Here is a 16054-nt window from a genome sequence, read left to right as displayed (position 1 = left end):
CGTGCACGCGGCCGGAAGATTTGACCCCGTCATTACCTATGTCTTGAGGCGGATGTGATCAGAGGGCTACGGTCGGTGGTCATGGGGGGCAATGCCGCGCTTCAAGAACGCATGAGCGAACTGGGACTGACCCACGCTGAGCTGGCACACCGCATGAACGCGGAGATCGAGCAGCTCGCCGGCCGGTACGGAACGGTGTCCGAGCGCACGGTGCACAACCTCGTGACCGGAAAAACACGGTGGCCGCAGGGGAAAAATCGGGCCGCGTTAGAGACAGTATTCGGGTGCACGGCCGAACAACTCGGGTTCACCCCGCCACGTTCGGCGCGACAACCAGTACCCCCGGAGGACCCGTTGAGGCGACGCACCTTCCTCGCCGCGAGCGGAGCAGCCCTCGGTTCGGTGGGGGTGATCTCCTCGCGGCCGAAGGTCGGCGCTTCCGATCTTGCCCGTCTGCAAGCACGCTTCGACGCCCTGGTGGACGTCGACAACGCGGGCGGGGACATGTCGCTTGAATCCAGAGCGGCGGCCTTGGCAGAGCAGGCTCTCGACCTGCACCGTAACTACTCTGCCTCGGACCGCGTACGCTCCGGCCTCTATCTGATGGCCGCGTCGTTCACGTCCACCGCGATGTGGGCCGCAGTCGACGCGCACCACCTCGACGAGGCTCAGCGGCACAGTGAAAGAGCCATTGCGCTCGCCGGCCTCTCCGGCGACAGCGGTATCCAGTTCCGGATCTGGTCTCATGCCGCGATCCTCGCCCTCCAGCGTCAGGACTGGGGCGAAGCCATCGCCGCAGCGGCAGCCGCGCGCAGCAGCTCCATCACCCGACAAGATCCCCTCTTCGCCTCCCTCGCGCATGCGCGCAGTGCCGGTGTCCACGCGAGTGCCGGAGACCGCACCAACGCCCTGCGGAGCCTGGGAGCCGCCGAGAAAGCATGGGACCGTGCCGACCCACGGGAGTACCGCCCCAGTTGGATGGGGTTCTACGACCAGGCCGAACTCGACGGACTGTCGGCCATCGCCAACCTCCACATCGGCCGGTATGCCGAAGCTGAAGCATGTACCCATCGGGCCCTGGCCCAGCTCCGGCCCGAGCTACGCCGCAACCGGACTTACTACACGGCCCAGCTCGCCCTCGCCCAGCTCCTCCAGGGCGACGTGGAACTGGCCTGCACCACCGCGCAGTCCGCCCACGAAGACTCCGCCGGCCGGTCTGCGAACATCCTCAAGAAATTCGATCTCCTCATCCACCGCATCGCCCCCGACGCCCGCGAGACCCGCTCCTGGACCGAGTATCGGACCGCCTCACGAAAAGGAACCGCCGTATGACCAGCCCTGCCGCGCTCGAACTCCGCCACGTCCGCAATGTGGAGGAGGTGCGCCAGGAGATCGTCGATGTTCACGCCGAGGTGCGCCACCGCGACTTCGGGCTCACCGGCCCCTTCTACACGGTCGAGCGGTTCAACGAGCGTCTCACCGGCCACAGTTCCGCCCTCGGCTGGGAGGCCGTCGTGGCGTACGACCAGGGCGAGGCGGTCGGCTTCGCGTACGGCGTGCCCCTCGGTACGAAGAGCCGGTGGTGGACGGCGATGACGACGCAGATGCCCGAGGGCTTCGCGGAGGAGACCGGCAGCCGGACCTTCGCGCTCAACGAGATCGTCGTCCGCAAGACGTGGCGCGGTACCGGCGCCGCCCACCGAATCCACGAAGAGCTACTGTCCGGCCGCCCCGAGGAGCGCATCACTCTCCTGGTCAATCCGGCCGCCGGAGATGGCAAGGTCCAAGCCGTGTACGAGCGGTGGGGCTACGAGAAGATCGGCGAACAGCAGCCGTTCCCCGACTCGCCCGTCTTCGCGTCGATGATGCGCACACTCCGCTGACGGCTTGTTACGCGGTAGGGCCGGCGGGGTCGGCCCTACGACGGCCGCGCGGGTCCAGTAGGTTGTGACGTCCTTGGTCGGCCCCGCGGCCTGTCCCAGACGCCGCGGCGCCGGTGGCGCAACCTGAATGGCTGACGCTCACGCGGAGCGGCGGTCATCGACAACGATGACCGACCCTCTGCCATTGTCCGTGCCGGGTAGTTGTCACCATTAGGTGATGGACAGCACACGGCAAGTTTTTGATCTTTGTCTTGAACGGGCGCTAGGGTCATCAACGCGTCGGCAGGAATCAGCTCGCGCTAATGAAACCTCAGAGGTATGTGTGCATCCTGACCAGATGCATATGGCGGCCCGGTATTTCCAATCTGCCGCATGCTGGTTTTGATCAGGCGTGCGTCTGCATGGGCTGTGCCTCTGCTTTTTGACGGGGAGAGATATGAGCATTCATGCCATCCGCATGAAGAGAAGTGTGACCATCGCCACCTCGGTGGCAGTCTTCGGGAGCGCTCTGGTGGTTGCGCTTCCAGGTCAGGCTTTCGCCGCAACTCAGTCGAAGTGCAGTAATTCTGCCAAGCTTGTGTGGGGCAGGGCCCAAGCTACGTCGAAGTGCACTCCAGTGCATGGTCCGCTCGTGGCCGGCGCGAAGATGGTGAATAAGCATCGCGCTGCAATCAAGTGCGCCAACATCCGTGGCACGGGCGCCAGTACGCATGATGTTTATGTAACGCTGTATGACTCGTGGAAGAATCCGGGGCAGGGTTCCATAGTCAAGTGCCCTATTCGTTCCAGTCTTGCCGGTTACTGGCAGGAGACCAAGTAGCTGTTTGGGTGACCGTAAGGGCGTGCACCTTCCGGGCGCATCTTGCCTCCTGGCCCGGTCGCAAAACAGGCCGGTACGAAGCTTTCTTCGTACCGGCCTGTTCTCGTTCTGCTGAGCAGCGCGTATTACTTCACGTTGCCCATCAGGGCGCGGATCCGCTTGCCCGCCGTCATGAAGGCCAAGCCCGCAGCGACGGCGACGACCGCCCACAGCGTGTAGTAGAGCGCGTCGCCGAGCGGCGCGTTCAGCTTGGTGGTCCAGCCGTTCAGCGCGTTGCCCGTGGCGCTGGCCAGGAACCAGAGACCCATGATCTGTCCGACGAACAGCTTCGGGGCCATCTTCGTCGACAGGGACAGGCCGACCGGCGACAGGCACATCTCGCCGATGGTCTGCACGAGGTAGACGCTCAGCAGCCAGAAGATCGTGACCTTGCCGGTCTCGCTGTTCGCGGCCGCGGCGCCCGCCAGGCCCATGATGCCGAACGAGCCGCCGATGAGGAGCATCGCCAGGGCGAACTTCATCGCGGTGCTGGGCTCGCGGTTGCGCTGCGCCAGCTTGACCCACAGCGCGGCGAAGATCGGGGCCAGGACGATGACCATCATCGGGTTGACCGACTGGTACCAGGAGGCCGGGAACTCCCAGCCGCCGATCATGCGGTCCGTCTTCTCGTCGGCGAAGATCGTCAGGAGCGAGCCGGACTGGTCGTAGATCATCCAGAACAGCACGGCGGTCACGAAGAACCACACGTACGCCTTGATCTTCGGGCGGTCCTCGCTGGTGAGCGCCGGGTTACGGAAGATCGCGACGAAGTAGACGATCGGCACGACGACACCGAGAACGGCCAGGACGTTGACGACGTGCTCGATGTCGTACGTACCCATGGCCAGGTCCGCGAGCAGCGCGACGACGGCGATGCCCGCCCACATTGCGACCTTGCGCAGGACGGCGCGCTTCTCCTCCGGCGTGGCCGGCTTCGCGGGCTCCTTGCCGATGTCACCGAGGTGACGGCCGCCCAGGACGTACTGGACGACGGCCAGGCTCATGCCGATACCGGCAACGGCGAAGCCGAGGTGCCAGTTGACGTTCTCACCGAGGTAGCCGACGACCAGCGGCGCGATCATGGCGCCGATGTTGATCGCCATGTAGAAGAGCGTGAATCCGGCGTCACGGCGGGCGCTGGACTGGCCCTCGTAGAGGCCGCCGACCATCACGGAGATGTTCGGCTTCATCAGACCGGTACCGGCCGCGATCAGCGCGAGGCCGCAGAAGAAGGCGACGTCGTTCGGGATCGCGAGGGTGAAGTGGCCCAGCGCGATGACGATGCCGCCGACGAGGACGGCCTTGCGCGCACCCCAGAGGCGGTCGGCGACCCAGCCGCCCGGCATGGCCGCCATGTAGACGACGGCGTTGTAGACGCCGTAGATGGAGGCGGCGAGAACCTTCCGGTCCTCCAGCGGGCCATCGAGGACCGCAGCCACCAGGTAGAGCGTGAGAATGCCGCGCATTCCGTACCAGGAAAAGCGCTCCCACATCTCCGTCATGAAGAGGGTGGCCATACCGCGGGGGTGGCCGAAGAAGGCCTTCTCGCCGGAAGGTGCCCCGGCGGTGTCCTTCGTCAGGCTGGACGCCATGGTGGATCCTTGCTCGCTCGGGACGCGTCCGCCTCGTGAGCGGGTACGCGCCCGTGTGGGGGGCGGCCGGCAGCACGCGAGGGGCCCGGCCGATAGGTCATTTCCTGTCGACGGGGCGGCAAGCCAACCCCGCACAGAAAAGAGACCTTTGGCGTGTTGACACCCCAAAGGCCCCTGCGTCGTACTACAGGCGTCTCGCCACCATACGACACGACAGCGCGGCATATGGAAGGACTTGAGAGATGGATCACAGGTTGCGCGGGAACCTACAGCCCTGATCCGAAGGCCCTTGCCAGGATCGCATCCCAGAGCCGCAGGGTCTGGACGACTTCCGGACAACGAGGGGGGCCGCCGGGGGACCTCCGGACGATCACCGGACGGCCGCCACACCATCGCCCCACGCCTCGTACCGTCCGCGGACTACCATCAGTCCATGACCCGTGTACTGCTCGCCGAGGACGACGCATCCATCTCCGAGCCGCTGGCCCGCGCACTGCGCCGGGAGGGTTACGAGGTCGAGGTGCGCGAGGACGGACCGTCCGCGCTCGACGCCGGACTCCAGGGCGGAGTCGACCTGGTCGTGCTCGACCTGGGACTGCCCGGCATGGACGGCCTCGAAGTCGCCCGCAGACTCCGCGGCGACGGCCACACCATCCCGATCCTGGTGCTGACCGCCCGCGCCGACGAGGTGGACACGGTGGTCGGCCTCGACGCCGGCGCCGACGACTACGTGACCAAGCCGTTCCGCCTCGCCGAGCTGCTCGCCCGCGTACGGGCCCTCCTGCGGCGCGGCGCCACCGAGCCCACCCCCGCTCCCGCCACCCACGGCGTACGGATCGACGTCGAATCGCACCGCGCCTGGATGGGCGAGGAGGAACTCCAGCTCACGGCAAAGGAGTTCGACCTGCTGCGGGTCCTCGTCCGGGACGCGGGCCGGGTCGTCACGCGCGACCAGCTGATGCGCGAGGTCTGGGACACCACCTGGTGGTCGTCGACCAAGACCCTCGACATGCACATCTCGTGGCTCCGCAAGAAGCTGGGCGACGACGCCGCCAACCCGCGTTATATCGCCACCGTGCGGGGCGTCGGCTTCCGCTTCGAGAAGAGCTGACGTACACACACAGCCATGCGCCGCCGCCTGATCAACTCCACGCTCGCCGTGGTGCTCGTCGTGATCGCCGTCTTCGGGGTCTCCCTCGTCCTCGTCGAGACCCGCACCATCAGCAACAGCGCCCAGGAAAGCGTCGACTCCGAGGCGCTGCGCCTGGTCAGCGTCGTAGAGAGCCGTCTCCTCGGCGAGGAGCGGGTCAACCCCGACGTCCTGGCCGAGCAGCTGGGCGCCGAACGGTACGCCCGGATCGACCTCCCCGGCCGGCCCCCCATCGAAATCGGCGACCGCCCCGAAGGCAGCGTCATCCAGGGCACGGCCAAGGGCGAGCGCGGCGAGACGGTCACTGTGCAGGAGTCCCGCTCCACGGTTACGTCCGAGGTCGGCCGCACGCTGATGATCATCGGCGCGGTGGCCCTGCTCGCCGTCATCGCGGCGGTCCTGCTCGCCGTACGCCAGGCGAACCGCCTTGCGTCCCCGCTCACCGACCTGGCCGAAACGGCGGAGCGCCTCGGCTCGGGCGACCAGCGCCCCCGCCACAAGCGGTACGGCGTACCGGAACTCGACCGGGTCGCCGACGTCCTCGACTCCAGCGCCGAGCGGATCGGCCGGATGCTCACCGCCGAGCGCCGGCTCGCCGCCGACGCCTCCCACCAGCTCCGTACGCCGCTGACCGCGCTGTCCATGCGGCTGGAGGAGATCACCCTCACCGAGGACCTGGACACGGTGAAGGAGGAGGCGACGATCGCGCTCGCGCAGGTCGAGCGCCTCACCGACGTCGTACAGCGGCTGCTCACCAACGCCCGCGACCCCCGCAACGGATCCGCCGTTCCCTTCGACCTCGACGAGGTCGTCAAGCAACAGATCGAGGAGTGGCGCCCGGCCTACCGCAGCGCCGGCCGCGCCATCGTGCACTCCGGCAAGCAGGGAATGCGGGCCGTCGGCACACCGGGCGCGGTCGCCCAGGTGCTGGCCGCGCTGATCGAGAACTCACTGATGCACGGTGGCGGTACGGTCGCCCTGCGCACCCGCGTCACCGGCAACCAGGCGGTCATCGAGGTGACGGACGAGGGGCCGGGCGTCCCCGCCGACCTCGGTGCGCGGATCTTCGAGCGGAGCATCAGCGGCCGCAACTCCACAGGAATCGGCCTGGCGGTCGCGCGGGACCTGGCGGAGGCCGACGGGGGCCGACTGGAGATGCTCCAGCAGCATCCGCCGGTGTTCGCGCTCTTCCTGAGCAGAGTGGTGCGGCCCAGGGAGGAGCCGCAGAAGACGGTCAGGTGACAGGCGTCAGGTGACAGGCGTCAGGTGACGCGGTCGATCTCGGCGGTGCGGGGGGTGTCACGCGGGTCGTCCCGCGGGTCGTCCGGGAACGAATCCGCCGCCCCGACGGCGTCACGCGCCGGCGGCAGCTTCTGGAAGACCCAGGTGCGGTAGGACCAGAAGCGGAAGACCGTGGCTATGCCGATGCCGAGGGACTTGAAGATGTTGTTCTGGAGCGGGGTGTCCCAGCCGAAGCCGTACGTGGCGACGTACAGCACTCCGCTCTGGATCACCAGTCCGATGCCGCTGAACGCCAGGAAGAGCGTGAGCTCTCTCGTACGCCCGCTCTTGTCGCGCTCCCGGTACGTGAAGTAGAGGAAGCCGAGGTAGTTGAAGCCGATCGCGACGATCGTCGCCAGGATGCCCGCCCGCACCACGGGGATGTCCGTGTGCCGGACCAGGAGATTGAAGAGGCCGAGGTCGACGGCGAGCCCCAGACCACCCACCGCACCGAACTTCACGAACTCGCGTGCGAGCCGCTGCATGTGCCGTAGGAAGGGACCGACGTCTCGTCGACTCATGGTGATCGCTCAGCCCCGTTCGGTCGGTGTCGTGAACGGCCGGTCATTGCCGTCAGCCCAGCCATGCTAACCAGCGCTCTCCTGGGGCGCTTGCGGGCACTGTGAACGCGTGGTGGTGCTGTGACGGAGGGTACGCGGGCGGCCGGGGCGGGGCGCCCCGGGCCTGCGGATACCCTGGAGGCGTGACGTTCCCCGTAGTCGGCATGGTCGGTGGCGGTCAGCTCGCCCGTATGACCCACGAGGCGGGCATCCCCCTCGGCATCAGATTCAAGCTCCTCAGTGACACCCCACAGGACTCGGCGGCCCAGGTCGTCAGCGATGTTGTCATAGGCGACTACCGCGATCTGGACACGCTGCGCGATTTCGCGCGCGGCTGCGACGTGATCACGTTCGATCACGAGCATGTCCCGACCGAGCACCTGCGGGCCCTGGAGGCGGACGGTATTCCCGTCCGGCCGGGGCCCGACGCGTTGGTGCACGCCCAGGACAAGGGCGTAATGCGAGCAAAGCTCATGGAGATCGGAGCGCCTTGCCCGCGTCACCGCATCGTGAGCGACCCGGCGGACGCGGCCGCGTTCGCCGCCGAGACCGGCGGCTTCCCGGTGATTTTGAAGACGGTCCGCGGCGGATACGACGGCAAGGGCGTCTGGTTCGTACGCAGCGAGAAGGACGCCGAGGAGCCCTTCAAGGCCGGCGTACCGGTCCTCGCGGAGGAGAAGGTCGACTTCGTACGGGAACTGGCGGCGAACATCGTCCGCTCCCCGCACGGCCAGGCCGTCTCCTACCCCGTCGTCGAATCCCGGCAGGTCGACGGCGTCTGCGACACCGTGATCGCCCCGGCGCCGGGCCTCAGTGACGAGCTCAGCGGCCAGGCGCAGGAGCTGGCGCTGCGCATCGCGGGGAAGCTGGGCGTCGTCGGCCACCTCGCCGTGGAGCTCTTCGAGACGACCGACGGCCGCATCCTCGTCAACGAGCTCGCGATGCGCCCGCACAACTCCGGGCACTGGACGCAGGACGGCGCCATGACGTCGCAGTTCGCCAACCACGTCCGGGCGATCCTCGATCTCCCCCTCGGCGACCCGCGCCCGCGCGCGAAGTGGACGGTCATGGCGAACGTCCTCGGCGGCGACTACCCCGACATGTACTCCGCGTATCTGCACTGCATGGCACGCGACCCGCAGCTCAAGATCCACATGTACGGCAAGGATGTGAAGCCCGGCCGCAAGGTCGGCCATGTCAACACCTACGGCGACGACCTCGACGACGCGCTGGAGCGCGCCCGTCATGCCGCCGGCTACCTGCGAGGAACGATCACAGAATGACGACCCCCTCTGCAGCCGGACCCGTGGTCGGCATCGTGATGGGCTCCGACTCCGACTGGCCCGTCATGGAGGCGGCGGCCAAGGCGCTCGACGAGTTCTCGATCCGGTACGAGGTCGACGTCGTCTCGGCGCACCGGATGCCGCGCGAGATGATCGCGTACGGCGAAGAGGCCGACGGCCGCGGCCTCAAGGTGATCATCGCGGGCGCGGGCGGAGCGGCCCACCTCCCCGGCATGCTGGCCTCGGTGACGCCGCTTCCGGTCATCGGCGTCCCCGTACCCCTGAAGTACCTCGACGGCATGGACTCCCTCCTCTCCATCGTGCAGATGCCGGCGGGTGTCCCGGTCGCCGCGGTGTCGGTGGCGGGCGCGCGCAACGCGGGGCTGCTGGCGGCCCGTATTCTCGCCGCTCACGACGACGAACTGCGCTCCCGTATGCGGGAGTTCCAGCAGGAGCTGAACGATCAGGCGACGGAGAAGGGAAGGCGGCTGCGGACGAAGGCGATGGGCATGGACTCGTTCGGCTTCGGCAAGTGACGGCCAAGGACACAGCCATGGAAGACGCCGCTCACCTCGCCCGGGCGCTGGAACTGCTCGCCGCGGACCCCGTCGTGGACGGCCACAACGACCTCCCGTGGGCGCTGCGCGAGCAGGTCCGCTACGACATCGGCCGGCGCGACATCGCCACCGACCAGTCGGCGCACCTGCACACCGACATCCCGCGTCTGCGGGCGGGCGGGGTGGGGGCGCAGTTCTGGTCCGTGTACGTACGCTCCGACCTGGCCGGGGACGAAGCGGTCAGCGCGACGCTGGAGCAGATCGACTGCGTCGGGCAGCTGCTCGCCCGCTACCCGGACGAGCTGGCGCGCGCGCTCACGGCGGACGACATGGAGTCGGCGAGGGCGCAGGGCCGTATCGCCTCCCTCATGGGAGCCGAGGGCGGCCACTCCATCAACAACTCCCTGGCCACCTTGCGTGCGCTGTACGCGCTGGGCGTCCGCTACATGACGCTGACGCACAACGACAGCGTCGCGTGGGCCGACTCGGCAACGGACGAGCCGCGCGTCGGAGGCCTCTCGCCCTTCGGCCACGAGGTGGTCCGCGAGATGAACCGCATCGGCATGCTGGTCGACCTCTCGCACGTGGCGGCCACGACGATGCGGGCGGCACTGGCCACGTCGGTCGCCCCGGTGATCTTCTCCCACTCCTCCGCCAGGGCGGTCTGCGACCACCCCCGCAACATCCCGGACGACGTGCTGGAGCTCCTGCCCACGAACGGCGGCATCGCGATGGCGACCTTCGTGCCGAAGTTCGTACTGCCGGAGGCGGTGGAGTGGACGCGGCGCGCGGACGAGAACATGCGTGCGCACGGCCTGCACCACCTCGACACCACCGAGGCGGGCATGAAGGTCCAGCGCGCCTTCGAGGACGCGAACCCGCGCCCGATGGCGACGCCGGCGACGGTCGCCGACCACCTGGACCACATGCGCGAGGTCGCGGGCATCGACCACATCGGCATCGGCGGCGACTACGACGGGACGGCGTTCACCCCGGCCGGCCTGGAGGACGTGGCGGGCTACCCGAACCTGATCGCGGAACTGCTGCGCCGGTCCTGGTCGGAGTCCGACATATCCAAACTGACCTGGCACAACGCGGTACGCACCCTGCGCGACGCGGAGTCGGTGGCCAAGGATCTCCAGTCCCGCACCCAGCCGTCCAACGCCACCATCACCCAGCTGGACGCCTAGGGGGTGTCCGGTCGATCTCCGCGGCGTCGCGGGGCTTGGCACGCACATCTGCGGCGTTGTCGTCACTCTTCCCCAAGCTCTCGGCTTCGCTCGAGCAGGGGAGGCCCCAATCGCTCCGCGTCGCCTCCCTCCTCCGCCTTGCAGCTGCACGCACCAAGCCCCGCTCCTTCTCCCACGGAGATCGACCGGACACCCCCTGACCCCGAGCTACGGCGCTGCCCCCCGTCCCTACCGGAGGCGGGGGCCCGACCCGGGGCCCCGGCGTCCCCCGAACGCCCCACCCGCCGCGAACCCCCATCGCTCCCGTGACACGGTGGACGTACTGCCGTCCCCGAATCCGGAGCTCGCTTCATGGCAGATCTGCAGGACGATCCGCACACGTCCCCTCCCTCCGACACGGCCTCGGTCGGCGAACTCGATCCTGTGCAGCGGACGGACATGCCCGAGCCCACGCAGTCCGTGCAGGATCAGGAGCGGGCGCCCGAGCGACCTGTGGAGTCTGACGTCGACGTCCTCGGTCGTGCCCGCGCGCTCCTCGCCGACCACCCCGTCGCCGACGGGTACAACGGCCTCGGCTGGACACTCAGGCGCCGCCCCTGGCACGACCTCCAACTCGGCGAGAGCACCCTGGACACCGACATTCCGCGCCTGCGGACCGGCGGCGTCGGCGCGCAGTTCTGGTCGCTGCATGTGCCTGTCGAGTACACCGGCGACCGTGCGGTCAGCGCCACCCTCGAACAGATCGACCTGGTCAGGTCGTTCGTAGCGGGCTACCCCGAAGGCCTGCGCCTGGCGCTCGGCCCGGGCGACATGACGGATGCCCGCAATTGCGGCCGCATCGCATCCTTCCTCGGCCCCGTCTCGGGCCACGCGCTCGGCGACTCCCTGGGCACGCTCCGGGCGTACCACGCCCTGGGCGTACGCAGTCTGGGGTTTGCGGGCACGGATTGGGCGGGCGGGGCGGGGGACGGGCTGACCGTGTTCGGCCAGGAGGTCGTACGGGAGATGAACCGCCTCGGCGTACTCATCGACCTGGCCGGCACCTCCTCCGACACCGTGCACAGCGTGCTGTCGATCAGCCGCGCCCCCGTCCTCTTCTCGCGCTCGGCCGCCCGCGCCCTCGCCGACCATCCGGCGAACGTCCCCGACGACGTACTGCGTGCGCTCGGCCCCGACAGGGGTGTGTGCCTGGTCAGTTTTGCCCCCGAACAGATCGGCGCCGCCCCGTCCGTCCGTAAGGTGGCGGACCACCTCGACCATGTGCGGGAGGTGGCGGGCGCGCAGTGCGTGGGGCTCAGCGGGATGTACGGGGCGGGCCTGCCGCACGCCGACGAGCTCACGGACGCCTCCAGCTACCCACGGGTCGTGGCGGAGCTGCTGGACCGTGGCTGGGACGAGACGGACATCGCGCTGCTGACGTGGGGCAATGTGGCACGCGCGGTACGGGACGCGGAGTTCACCGCCCGCGCGGCCCGCCACCGTCCGAACGCCTCCTGAGCCCCGGCTCGTTGGCGTAAGTCCCGCCGCCCCCTACGCCTGAGGCCGCCCCATCGCCCGGTACGTCCAGCCCGCCTCGCGCCAGCGCGCGGGGTCGAGTGCGTTGCGGCCGTCGAGGATCAGCCGCTCCGACGCCACTGCGCCCAGCTCCGCCGGGTCCAGGTCGCGGAACTCGCGCCACTCCGTCAGGTGCAGGACCACATCCGCGCCGCGCACTGCCTCCAGCGCGGAGTCGGCGTAGGCGAGCGTGGGGAAGATCCGGCGGGCGTTCTCGATGCCCTTGGGGTCGTAGACCGTGACCTGGCCGCCCTGGAGGTGGATCTGTCCGGCGACATTCAGCGCCGGGGAATCCCGTACGTCGTCCGAGTCCGGCTTGAACGTCGCACCCAGCACCGCCACCCGCTTGCCCAGGAAGCCATTGCCCCCCAGCGCCTCGCGCGCCAGCTCGACCATGTGGCCGCGGCGCCGCATGTTGATGGAGTCGACCTCACGCAGGAACGTCAGCGCCTGGTCCGCGCCCAGCTCACCCGCCCGCGCCATGAACGCCCGGATGTCCTTCGGCAGGCAGCCCCCGCCGAAGCCGATCCCCGCGCGCAGGAACTTCTTCCCGATCCGCTCGTCGTACCCGATCGCCTCGGCCAGCTTCAACACGTCGCCGTCGGCCGCCTCGCAGACCTCGGCCATGGCGTTGATGAAGGAGATCTTCGTCGCCAGGAAGGAGTTCGCGGAGGTCTTCACGAGCTCCGCCGTGGGGAAGTCCGTCACCACGAACGGCGACCCCTCCTGCACCGGCCCCGCGTACACCTCGCGCAGCAGCTTCTCCGCGCGCTCGCTCTCGACACCCGCCACGATCCGGTCGGGATGCAGCGTGTCCTGTACGGCGAAGCCCTCCCGCAGGAATTCCGGGTTCCACGCCAGCTCCGCGTCCTCGCCCACCGGCGCCAGCTCCGCGAGCCGGGCCGCGAGGCGGGCCGCGCTACCGACTGGGACGGTCGACTTGCCGACGACGAGCGCGGGCCGGGTCAGCCGGGGCGCGAGCGATTCGAAGGCGGAGTCGACGTAACTCATGTCGCACGCGTACTCGCCGCGCTTCTGCGGCGTATTCACGCACACGAAGTGCACGTCGCCGAACTCGCCGACCTCTTCCCACGACGTGGTGAAGCGCAGCCGCCCGCTCGACCCCTCGATCCCCGCGACGTGCTTGCGCAGCAGCTCTTCCAGCCCCGGCTCGTACATCGGGACCTTGCCGGCCGACAGCATCTCGATCTTCTCGGGCACGATGTCGAGGCCGAGGACTTCGAAGCCCAGTTCAGCCATGGCCGCGGCGTGCGTGGCGCCGAGGTAGCCGGTGCCGATCACGGTGATCTTGAGGGCCATGGGTGCTCCAGACGGGTACGGGCAGGCATTCGCCGCACGAGCATAGTCGGGCCGCCGGAGTCGGCGTTTCCTCCGCTCCGGCCCTTGTCGGCAAGCTCACGTATCCCAAAGGGCGGCGAGCCCCCTAAAATTGGGTTACTTAACGGTAGTTAGCACCTTGGGGAGTGAGAGACCTTGGCAGGTTCGCCCGATTTCGACCTGTACCGCCTGTCCGAAGAGCACGACATGCTCCGTGACGCGGTGCGCTCGCTCGCCGAGGCGAAGATCGCGCCGTACGCCGCAGAAGTCGACGAGGACGCCCGCTTCCCGCAGGAGGCGCTCGACGCCCTGATCACCTCCGACCTCGCCGCCATCCACGTCCCCGAGGCCTATGGCGGCGCCGGCGCCGATGCCCTCTCCACGGTCATCGTGATCGAAGAGGTCGCGCGTGTCTGCGCCTCCTCCTCGCTGATCCCGGCCGTGAACAAGCTCGGCTCGCTCCCGGTGATCCTCTCCGGCAGCGAAGAGCTGAAGAAGAAGTACATGACCCCGCTCGCCAAGGGCGAAGGCATGTTCTCGTACGCCCTCTCCGAGCCGGACGCGGGCTCCGACGCCGCGGGCATGAAGACCAAGGCCGTCCGCGACGGCGACTTCTGGGTCCTCAACGGCGTGAAGCGCTGGATCACCAACGCGGGCGTCAGCGAGTACTACACGGTGATGGCCGTCACCGACCCGACCAAGCGCTCCAAGGGCATCAGCGCCTTCGTCGTCGAGAAGTCCGACGAGGGCGTCTCCTTCGGCGCCCCGGAGAAGAAGCTCGGCATCAAGGGCTCCCCGACCCGCGAGGTCTACCTCGACAACGTCCGTATCCCCGCCGACCGCATGATCGGCGAGGAGGGCACCGGCTTCGCCACGGCGATGAAGACGCTGGACCACACCCGCATCACGATCGCGGCGCAGGCACTCGGCATCGCGCAGGGCGCTCTCGACTACGCCAAGGGTTACGTCCAGGAGCGCAAGCAGTTCGGCAAGCCGATCGGCGACTTCCAGGGCGTGCAGTTCATGCTCGCCGACATGGCGATGAAGCTGGAGGCGGCTCGCCAGCTGACGTACGCGGCCGCCGCGAAGTCCGAGCGCGTCGACGCCGACCTCACGTTCTTCGGCGCCGCGGCCAAGTGCTACGCCTCCGACGCCGCCATGGAGATCACCACCGACGCGGTCCAGCTGCTCGGCGGCTACGGCTACACGCGTGACTACCCGGTCGAGCGCATGATGCGCGACGCCAAGATCACCCAGATTTACGAAGGCACGAACCAGGTCCAGCGCATCGTGATGGCCAGGAACCTTCCGTAGCCCGAAGCAGCCTGAATGCGGGCTGTAGGCGCAGGTGAGAGGCACCCTTCGGGGTGCCTCTTCCGCTTTCCCCGGGTTTTCGCCCGGCCCGGCCGAGTGGATCAATTCACCGATCAATTCACCGCTATGGCGGATGTATCCGTAAATGACTACTAAAAGTTATCAAATCACTCCAGAAGGTGATGGTATTGATCGTTGCCGGGTGATTGGCTGCGGGCATTCCACGTCCTCGGCGTGCCGTATCGCGCCATGAGCAATGCCCGAACGGAGTTGCCGAATGCGCATGACCGCGCGTTTCATGACCGCTGCTGTCCTGGTAATGGCTCCGACCGCCGCCGCTTCGGCGTCCGCGTCCGAGCCGCCGCCCCCCAGCCCCGCCCCACTGCAGCGCTCGGCCAAGGCGGTGCCCGGCCGGTACATCGTCACGCTGCAGCCGGGCACCAACGCCTCGGCCCTGACCAACCGGGCCGGCGTGAAGCCGCTCTTCCAGTACACGAACGCCATGAACGGTTTCGCCGCCGAGCTCACCCCCGCCCAGCTGGACAAGGTCCGCCGCCTTCCCGGTGTGACGGCGGTCGAGGAGGACACGAGGCTCACCGTCGGCGATGCGCCGCGCCGCCGCCCTGCCGCCCCGCGCGTGCCCGCCGCCAGCTGGGGACTGGACCGGATCGATCAGGCCGCCCTGCCGCTGGACAACGAATTCAACGTCAAGGAAACCGGCAAGGGCGTCTCGGTCTACGTCGTCGACACCGGCATCGAGTACACGCACACCGAGTTCGGCGGCCGGGCCACCTTCGGCTACGACGCGATGGGCGACGAAGCGGAGGGCAAGGACTGCAACGGCCACGGCACCCACGTCGCGGGCACCGTGGGCGGGGCGACGTACGGCGTGGCACGCGAGGTGTCACTGGTCGCCGTGCGGGTCCTCGACTGCAGGGGGCAGGGCACCACGTCCTCGCTCATCGCCGGCTTCGACTGGGTCGCGGGCAACGCCAAGCAGCCCGCCGTAATGAACGCCTCACTCGGCGGCCCCGACTCCCCGGCCGTGAACAACGCCGTCAACGCGGTCTTCCGCAAGGACGTCCTGCCGGTCGTCGCGGCGGGCAACAACGCCATGGACGCCTGCCGCATCTCGCCCGCCAACGCGTCGGGCGCGCTCACCGTCGGGGCGACCGACAAACAGGACAAGCAGGCCGAGTACAGCAACTACGGCCCCTGCCTGACCATGTACGCACCGGGCACCGCGATCGTCTCGGCGAAGCTCGGCGGCGGCAGCGTCGCCCAGAACGGCACCTCCATGGCCGCCCCGCACGCCTCCGGCGTCGCCGCCCTCTACAAGGCGCAGCACCCGGACGCGAAGCCCGGGAAGGTGGCGCGCTGGCTCGACCGGGAGAGCACCAAGGAGATCCTCGTGGTGAGCAGCCGCTCACCCAACCGCCTGCTCCACACCGGCGGCATGTGAAGGAGGGTCCCGGACGAACGAGGGGGCCCGG

The 16054-nt window shown here is 68.6% G+C and carries 13 protein-coding genes; 10 read left to right on the top strand and 3 right to left on the bottom strand.

Annotation, left to right across the window (positions count from 1 at the left end; translation table 11 throughout):
• Positions 1-354: 354 nt before the first annotated feature.
• Positions 355-1332, top strand: a complete 978-nt coding sequence (locus PXH83_RS10915; protein WP_274559271.1) for an NsdA family TPR-like regulatory protein — start codon at positions 355-357, stop codon at positions 1330-1332.
• Positions 1329-1883 carry a GNAT family N-acetyltransferase gene (locus PXH83_RS10910; protein ID WP_274559269.1) on the top strand — a complete coding sequence of 185 codons (555 nt, stop codon included), beginning with the start codon at positions 1329-1331 and terminating at the stop codon, positions 1881-1883. Before PXH83_RS10915 ends, PXH83_RS10910 begins: the two co-directional genes overlap by 4 nt.
• 945 nt (positions 1884-2828) lie before the next feature.
• On the opposite strand, the gene PXH83_RS10905 is transcribed toward PXH83_RS10910, so the two are convergent.
• Positions 2829-4334: a peptide MFS transporter gene (locus PXH83_RS10905; protein WP_274559267.1), complete on the bottom strand. Its 1506-nt coding sequence runs from the start codon at positions 4332-4334 to the stop codon at positions 2829-2831.
• A gap of 433 nt (positions 4335-4767) precedes the next feature.
• On the opposite strand from PXH83_RS10905, the gene PXH83_RS10900 reads away from it, so the two are divergent.
• Positions 4768-5445: a response regulator transcription factor gene (locus tag PXH83_RS10900; protein ID WP_274559265.1), complete on the top strand. Its 678-nt coding sequence runs from the start codon at positions 4768-4770 to the stop codon at positions 5443-5445.
• A gap of 15 nt (positions 5446-5460) precedes the next feature.
• Positions 5461-6726: an ATP-binding protein gene (locus PXH83_RS10895; RefSeq protein WP_274559263.1), complete on the top strand. Its 1266-nt coding sequence runs from the start codon at positions 5461-5463 to the stop codon at positions 6724-6726.
• A 20-nt stretch (positions 6727-6746) separates the two neighbouring features.
• Here the strand turns inward: PXH83_RS10895 and PXH83_RS10890 are convergent, their stop codons facing one another.
• Entirely contained in the window at positions 6747-7286 is a 540-nt protein-coding gene (locus PXH83_RS10890) for a GtrA family protein (protein WP_420803146.1), read from the bottom strand.
• A gap of 203 nt (positions 7287-7489) precedes the next feature.
• Between PXH83_RS10890 and PXH83_RS10885 the strand changes: the two genes are divergently transcribed.
• The 4 genes from PXH83_RS10885 (at position 7490) to PXH83_RS10870 (ending at position 11852) form a co-directional block, all read left to right on the top strand.
• Positions 7490-8608, top strand: coding sequence for a 5-(carboxyamino)imidazole ribonucleotide synthase (locus PXH83_RS10885; protein WP_274562772.1), 1119 nt, complete (start codon positions 7490-7492; stop codon positions 8606-8608).
• Positions 8605-9144, top strand: coding sequence for a 5-(carboxyamino)imidazole ribonucleotide mutase (gene purE, locus PXH83_RS10880; protein ID WP_274559258.1), 540 nt, complete (start codon positions 8605-8607; stop codon positions 9142-9144). The genes PXH83_RS10885 and purE overlap by 4 nt, the downstream gene beginning before the upstream one ends.
• A gap of 17 nt (positions 9145-9161) precedes the next feature.
• Positions 9162-10355, top strand: a complete 1194-nt coding sequence (locus tag PXH83_RS10875; RefSeq protein WP_274559255.1) for a dipeptidase — start codon at positions 9162-9164, stop codon at positions 10353-10355.
• Between the two features lie 351 nt (positions 10356-10706).
• A complete protein-coding gene (locus PXH83_RS10870; protein WP_274559254.1) occupies positions 10707-11852 on the top strand; it encodes a dipeptidase in 1146 nt (381 codons plus the stop codon).
• A 33-nt stretch (positions 11853-11885) separates the two neighbouring features.
• Here the strand turns inward: PXH83_RS10870 and PXH83_RS10865 are convergent, their stop codons facing one another.
• Positions 11886-13229, bottom strand: a complete 1344-nt coding sequence (locus PXH83_RS10865; protein WP_274559252.1) for a UDP-glucose dehydrogenase family protein — start codon at positions 13227-13229, stop codon at positions 11886-11888.
• Positions 13230-13403: 174 nt separating this feature from the next.
• Between PXH83_RS10865 and PXH83_RS10860 the strand changes: the two genes are divergently transcribed.
• Entirely contained in the window at positions 13404-14561 is a 1158-nt protein-coding gene (locus PXH83_RS10860) for an acyl-CoA dehydrogenase family protein (RefSeq protein WP_274559250.1), read from the top strand.
• 277 nt (positions 14562-14838) lie between these two features.
• Positions 14839-16023 (top strand): S8 family peptidase, encoded by a 1185-nt coding sequence (locus tag PXH83_RS10855; protein ID WP_274559248.1) that lies wholly within the window; start codon positions 14839-14841, stop codon positions 16021-16023.
• Positions 16024-16054 lie beyond the last annotated feature (31 nt).

This window comes from Streptomyces spiramyceticus, assembly GCF_028807635.1.
GTDB lineage: Bacteria > Actinomycetota > Actinomycetes > Streptomycetales > Streptomycetaceae > Streptomyces > Streptomyces spiramyceticus.
This window is presented reverse-complemented; position numbering and strand designations above follow the sequence as displayed.

Coding starts and splice junctions, on each gene's coding strand:
- PXH83_RS10910 (WP_274559269.1), top strand. CDS start 1,329: ATGACCAGCCCTGCCGCGCTCGAACTCCGCCACGTCCGCAATGTGGAG.
- PXH83_RS10905 (WP_274559267.1), bottom strand. CDS start 4,334: ATGGCGTCCAGCCTGACGAAGGACACCGCCGGGGCACCTTCCGGCGAG.
- PXH83_RS10900 (WP_274559265.1), top strand. CDS start 4,768: ATGACCCGTGTACTGCTCGCCGAGGACGACGCATCCATCTCCGAGCCG.
- PXH83_RS10895 (WP_274559263.1), top strand. CDS start 5,461: ATGCGCCGCCGCCTGATCAACTCCACGCTCGCCGTGGTGCTCGTCGTG.
- PXH83_RS10890 (WP_420803146.1), bottom strand. CDS start 7,286: ATGAGTCGACGAGACGTCGGTCCCTTCCTACGGCACATGCAGCGGCTC.
- PXH83_RS10885 (WP_274562772.1), top strand. CDS start 7,490: ATGGTCGGTGGCGGTCAGCTCGCCCGTATGACCCACGAGGCGGGCATC.
- purE (WP_274559258.1), top strand. CDS start 8,605: ATGACGACCCCCTCTGCAGCCGGACCCGTGGTCGGCATCGTGATGGGC.
- PXH83_RS10875 (WP_274559255.1), top strand. CDS start 9,162: ATGGAAGACGCCGCTCACCTCGCCCGGGCGCTGGAACTGCTCGCCGCG.
- PXH83_RS10870 (WP_274559254.1), top strand. CDS start 10,707: ATGGCAGATCTGCAGGACGATCCGCACACGTCCCCTCCCTCCGACACG.
- PXH83_RS10865 (WP_274559252.1), bottom strand. CDS start 13,229: ATGGCCCTCAAGATCACCGTGATCGGCACCGGCTACCTCGGCGCCACG.
- PXH83_RS10855 (WP_274559248.1), top strand. CDS start 14,839: ATGCGCATGACCGCGCGTTTCATGACCGCTGCTGTCCTGGTAATGGCT.